The 5,851-nt window shown below is 63.1% G+C and carries 3 protein-coding genes and 1 pseudogene; 2 read left to right on the forward strand and 2 right to left on the reverse strand.

The features are described 5' to 3' along the window. Positions 1-1,581, reverse strand: a 1,581-nt coding sequence (locus ACDA63_RS19965; protein WP_373665062.1) for a hypothetical protein, incomplete at its 3' end; no start/stop codon positions are given. 95 nt (positions 1,582-1,676) lie between these two features. Beyond that, positions 1,677-2,216, reverse strand: a complete 540-nt coding sequence (locus ACDA63_RS19970) for a PEP-CTERM sorting domain-containing protein (RefSeq protein ID WP_373665063.1) — start codon at positions 2,214-2,216, stop codon at positions 1,677-1,679. Positions 2,217-2,853: 637 nt separating this feature from the next. Between ACDA63_RS19970 and ACDA63_RS19975 the strand changes: the two are divergent. Together ACDA63_RS19975 and ACDA63_RS19980 are read left to right on the forward strand one after the other, a co-directional pair. Next, positions 2,854-2,937: pseudogene (locus tag ACDA63_RS19975) on the forward strand (ESPR domain-containing protein); the annotation flags it as partial. Positions 2,938-2,991: 54 nt separating this feature from the next. Further along, positions 2,992-5,851 (forward strand): beta strand repeat-containing protein (locus ACDA63_RS19980; RefSeq protein ID WP_373665064.1); only part of this gene is annotated, 2,860 nt, incomplete at its 3' end.

Raw genomic sequence — 5,851 nt, forward strand, 5'->3', positions numbered from 1 at the left:
CGCATTGCTGGCGCTGGACTGCTGTTTGACGAGCACGGCGGCAAAGATGTCCTGCACCTCGGTGGTGGTGGTCGATGCGGTAATGGTGGTGACGATCGTGCCGCTGTCGAAAAAGTAGGTGCCGCACTCGGCCAGACTGAAGCCCGCAGCGGTGCAGCGCGTGCGGTTGCTGGTGGTCGAGCTGTAGCCGCCGATCTTGGAAGACGGGACGAGACTGGTGTTGCGGATGTCGAGCACGTTGTTCTGGGCGAGCAGCTTGGCGGCCGTGCCGACGGTCCAGGTTTCGCCGAGGCGGTAGTCCGCCGATGAGCGCCAGTCGAGGTCGTAGAAGTTGTTGTACACGTGGACGCGGCCGAAGCGCACGCGCGGCATGCGTTGCACGGTGTTGAGCCAGTAGTTGTGATGGAAGGTCACGTCGATCTTGCCGGGGCCGTAGCCCGTGGCGGCGCTGGCGGTGTCGGACCCGCCGAGCAGGTTGGTCTTGTCGTGGGTCTTGAACAGGTTGTATGACATCGTCACCTGTGTGGCGCCCACGGTTACGTCGACCTGGCCGTCGTGGTGCTGCGTCTTCTGCGTCGCTTCGTTGAAGGGTGCGGCGAATACGGGCGGAAAGAGCTTGTCGATGCGCGGTTCGTCGGTGAAGGTGTTGCTGTCGACCCACACGCGCCACGCGTTTTCGACCGAGATGTTGTCGTACTCGGAGTTCCAGCGCCCGCCGCGCGGGTTGCATTGATGCGGGCCGGCATTGGTGGCCGCATCGTAGGTGGCCTGGCAGCCGTTGGTGTTGGTGATGGTGATGCTGAAAGAGTCTTTCGGGTCCCAGCCGGGGAACATGTCGAAGGAGTCGGCGAAGGTGATATTGCGGATGACGATGTTCTCGGCTTCGTAGTTCTGGTCGAGGTTGCTCGTGCGCAGGAGGCCCAGTTGCAGGGTACCGTTGATGATCCTGGCGTTGGTGCCGGGCTTGCCGATCAGCGAGGTATTGGAGCCGACGTGGATCTGCACGCGCTTGCGCTGTTGTTCGGCAAAGCACAGGCGTGCGTCTTCGAGCGGCCCCGATAGCGCGGGCGGACGGTTGTCGGCCGGGTCCAGCGACTGCTTGATCCAGGTGTTGGGGTCGTAGGCTGTCTTGTAGGCGCCAAAAAATCCGCCATTGCCGCTTTGATCGTGCGTGACCGGATCGTAGAACGTGGCATGCGCGGTGTAATTGCACATGCGCATGTACGACTCTTCGGTCAGCGGCTGGTTGTTGTCATCGACGTTCAGGTCGATGGTGCCGTTGATGTAGATGATCTTCTGCGCAGGGTCGGGAATGATCGCGGTGGGGTTGCCGCCGTTCAGTGCGCTGACGAGCTGGCTGCGGTTGAACACGTTGTAGATCTTTGCCGGCAAGGCGCCGCAGCCGCCCGTGACCGGCGCCTCCAGGGCGGCCCAGCCATCGGCGCCGAGTGAAGACGGCTTGGAGTTGGTCCAGGCATTGCACCCGCGCGACTGCGGTGTCTGGGCCTGCGCCTGTGTGCTCAGCAGCGCTGCGCAGAGGACTGCGAGCGCAATGAGTTCGTTACGGATGCGAATGTTCATGCCTGTCTCCAATGGCATTTGCCGCCCGTGGCGATGGCGGACCATAGGTCGCGTGCAGCGGGCGGCGTCGGGTCGATGAGTTCGGGCGAATCCCCTCAGGCCGAACGCCGGCGCACAAACACGGCCAGCGCGAGGCCGGCCGCCACCAGCGCCAACGAAGCCGGTTCGGGGATTTCCACCACGGCCACGAGCGCGTTGGTGATGCTCATGGCGCCGGTGGCCAGATCCGTCACGCTGCCGAGGTAAGGCAGCGCAAAGCCCGGCCCGGTGATGTACTCGATGCCGAATGCATTCTGATAATTGCTGGCGATGCCTTCGATGTCGCCGCCGAGTCCGTCGCCGATGAAGCCGCTGCCGATGTCATAGACCAGGCCCCAGAAGTCGGCGAAACCGTGGGAGAACGGGCCGACCAATGCGTTGCCCGAAAAATCCACATGAAAGGCGGTGACCTCCCCTGCAAAGGACGACAACTGGCCGTTGCCGTCCAGATCCACTCCTTCGAATGAACCCGAGATGGTGCCGCCGCCGGTAAAGCCGCCCTGCGTGAAGGTGTAGGACCTGGCCTGCGCTGGCGCCGCCAGCAGTACGGCAACCGCTGAACATGCACAAAGTACCGTCTTCCAATACCGCTTCATGTTCTGCCTCCGGATTGACGGGCACGGTGGGCGGTGCCACGAACGCCTGCAGCGATAGGGAGTGGTCGCCCGCCCCCGACGGGAGCGAGGTGGTGCGCGTCAGCGAAATTTCGAGGCAGGAACCGACTGCCCGGCGCAGCGCAGCGGCCGGAACCGTAAGCAAAGGGTATGCCCCACGCGCATTGGCGCGGCTTGACGGCTGTGCGCGCGGATCGCGCTGGCGGTGTGTGTCAGATTTGTCGACACGTCAGGCTGCAATGCGTGTTTGCTGCCGAGGAGTCTGGCCGAGCCCCCTTGGCCCCATATCGAGTCGGGCCACAACACGCTGAGTGGCGGCGACGCCGCCTGGATGCCGAGTGCGCATCACGCCGCCGTCAGGGCGTAGAACAGGGCCGATCTCACGGCCTTTGGTAGGACATCTCCGACTCGCAAAACAGATATGGATTCACGCCAAATCGGACCTTGTCGCAGCCGTCCGCTCACACCGTAAATTCACTTTAACGCACTGATTTTAGTCAATTTCGGACCACACCTCATTCGTAGCATCTGACTACCCGAGTGGCACCTTCCTGGTTCCTCACTCATGTGTTCGGGACACACCACATGTCAGTGGTCAGCAAGCGAATTGAGGCTCACGATGAACAAGCAATATCGAGTGATCTGGAATGAATCGTCTGGTACGTGGGCGGTCGCCTCCGAGATTTCCACCGCGCGAGGGAAACGGGCGTCACTCAGTGTGGCGTCGGTTGTAGCGTCCTCCATCTTTGGCCTCGCCATGCTGACCTCTTCTGCCCCCGCCTGGTCGCAGTCGCAGTGCTCCGCGACGGGTGGTGTCTATGAGTGCGCGGGCACGATCACCGAAGGCGTGGTCATCTCGGGCTCGGGCGACATCACAGTCAACAGCACGGCCGACATTGCGCCGACGGCGGCACCGGGGACGGGCATCAACGTCACCAACACGGGTGCGGGCAGCATTACGGTGAACCAGGAGTCGGGCAGCATTGCCGCATGGACCGACCCGGACGCGCCCTGGCTGTACCCGGAAAATGGGGGCGGGATCTTTGCGGTAAACACTGCCGAGGGCACTGACATCGCGATTCATGTAGGGGAATCGGCCTCGGTGTCCAGCAGCGGTGAGGGGATCTACGTGGAGAACCACGGCACCGGCGCCACGAGCGTGAGCGTGGCCGGTGACGTCACCAGCGCGGGCCAAGGCATCTCCGCCTACGGCGATGGTGCCACCACGGACCTGACCATTACACAGGATGGCGGAGCGATCTCGGGAGACCAGGTCGGCATCAATGCGCTGAACTACGGTTCCGGTGCAACGACCGTGACCGTCTCGGGGGACGTCACCGGTGTGTACGACGTCGGCATCCGTGCCAGCAATGCTTCTACAACAGGAGCCGACCTGACGGTCATACAGAATGGCGGCAGTATCTCTGGCCCCATGGGCGGCATCCGTACCGACAACTACGGCAACGGGGCGACGAACATCAGCGTTTCGGGGAACGTCTCCGGGATCGTCGAGGGCATCCACGCCCGCAATGGGGGAGACACCACGGGCCTGACGATCACGCAGCGGGACGGAACGGTATCCGGCAATTTCGGCATCGTCGCGGAGAACGACGGCGTCGGCGCCACGACCATCGACGTCGCAGGCAACATCACTGCAGCATATGGGGCCGGCATCAACGTGATGAATGGGGCGACCACCTCTGGCCTGACAGTGGTGCAGCGCGGCGGCGCCATCGTCGGGACCTCTTACGGCATCAGCGCCAACAACTCCGGGACAGGCGCGATAGACATCAACGTCGCCGGCGACGTGACAAGCCAGAGCTTTGCGGCCATCAGCGCCTACAACGCGACAGCCACCACCACGGACATAACGATCACGCAAAGCGCCGGAAATATCACAGGCTCTTACGCCGGCATTGATGCGAACAACTATGGCACCGGCGCGACAAGCGTGACGGTCGCGGGCAACGTCACCGGTACGTACGGTTACGGCATCAACGCTTACAACGACTCGACCGCCACGGACCTGACGATCACGCAAAGCGCCGGCGCCATATCGGGTGCGAAAGGTATCTACGCGCAGAATCATGGCACGGGGGCGACCCACGTCAGCGTCGCAGGCGATGTCACTGCCACGGAGGGCTCCGGCATCGATGTCACTGGCGGATTCGAGACCACAGACCTGAAGGTCATTCAAAACGGCGGAACCATTGCGGGTTACGAAAACGGCATCATTGCCAACAACGCAGGGACTGGCGCCACTGAGATCAGCACCGCCGGCGATGTCTCCGGCAGAAGCGCCGGTATCGATGTCTACAACGGCCCAACCACCACGGACCTGACCATTACGCAAACAGGCGGGACCATCACGGCCGAGAGCACGGGTATCCGTGCCGAGAACGCAGGCAGCGGCTCGACGATCATCCAGGTGGCGGGCGACGTGACGGGGGGACAATCTTTCGGTATCTATGCCGCCAACGACACCGCCACCAAGGACCTGACAGTCGCGCAAAGCGCGGGAACGATCAACGGCGGCATCTACGCGCTCAACGAAGGCACCGGCGCGACAAGTGTCAGCGTCGCAGGGGATGTCACCAGCACCAGCACCGATGGACTCCATGTCAGCGGCAGATCCAATACCACGGACCTGACGATCACCCAGAGCGGTGGCACCATCTCGGCCAGCGAGGCCGGCATCTTTGCCAGCAACGCGGGGACGGGGGCCACTTACATCGCCACTGCCGGCGATGTCGTGGGCGGCGGGCTGGGGGGCATCCTGGCCACCAATGGCTCCACCAGCACGGACCTGACGGTCGTACAAAGCGGCGGGACCATCACCGGTGTGGGGAATGCGCTCCACGCCTACAACTCCGGCAGCGGCACGACAAACGTCAGCGTCGCAGGTGACCTCACCAGCACGAGCAGCAACGGCATCTATGTCGTCGGTGGAAATGAAACTACCGATCTGACTTTTACGCAGAGTGGCGGTGCCGTCACCGGCGCCTATGAAGGTATCTCGGTCGACAACGAGGGCACTGGCGCGACGAGCATCAGCCTTGCAGGCAACGTCACCGGCGCCAGCGGCAACGGCCTTTATGTCCTCGGAGCGGCCCAGACCACAGACCTGACGGTCTCTCAAAGTGGTGGGACGGTAACGGGTCTCTACGAAGGCATCCTCGCGTACAACACGGGGACGGGAGCGACCCATGTGAGCACCGCCGGTAATGTTGCGGGCGAAAACTCCGGCCTCCACGCCTACGGTGGTTCAGACACTATCGGAATGACGGTCGCACAGACCGCCGGGACCATCACCGGCGGCCGCACTGGCATCTATGTCGAGAACTTTGGCACCGGCGCAACGAACGTCCAGGTAGCCGGCGACGTTGTGGCGACGGAGGCTTTCGCCGTCTACGCCTATGGCGACGCCGCCACCAAGGGCCTGGCGGTTACGCAGAGCGCGGGAACGGTCAGTGGAGCCCTGTCCGGCATCGTTACCGCAAACTCTGGCACTGGCGCGACGAACATCGACGTGGCCGGCAACGTCACCGGCAACACAAACTACGGTATCTACGCCTACAACGATGCCGCGACGACGGACCTGACCATCACGCAGAGTG

The sequence above is a fragment of the Uliginosibacterium sp. sgz301328 genome (assembly GCF_041807905.1).
In the GTDB taxonomy this organism is placed as follows: Bacteria; Pseudomonadota; Gammaproteobacteria; order Burkholderiales; family Rhodocyclaceae; genus JBGVSA01.

What these genes read in the sequence shown, in the direction of transcription:
- ACDA63_RS19970 (WP_373665063.1), bottom strand. Translation starts at nt 2,216, where the DNA reads ATGAAGCGGTATTGGAAGACGGTACTTTGTGCATGTTCAGCGGTTGCC.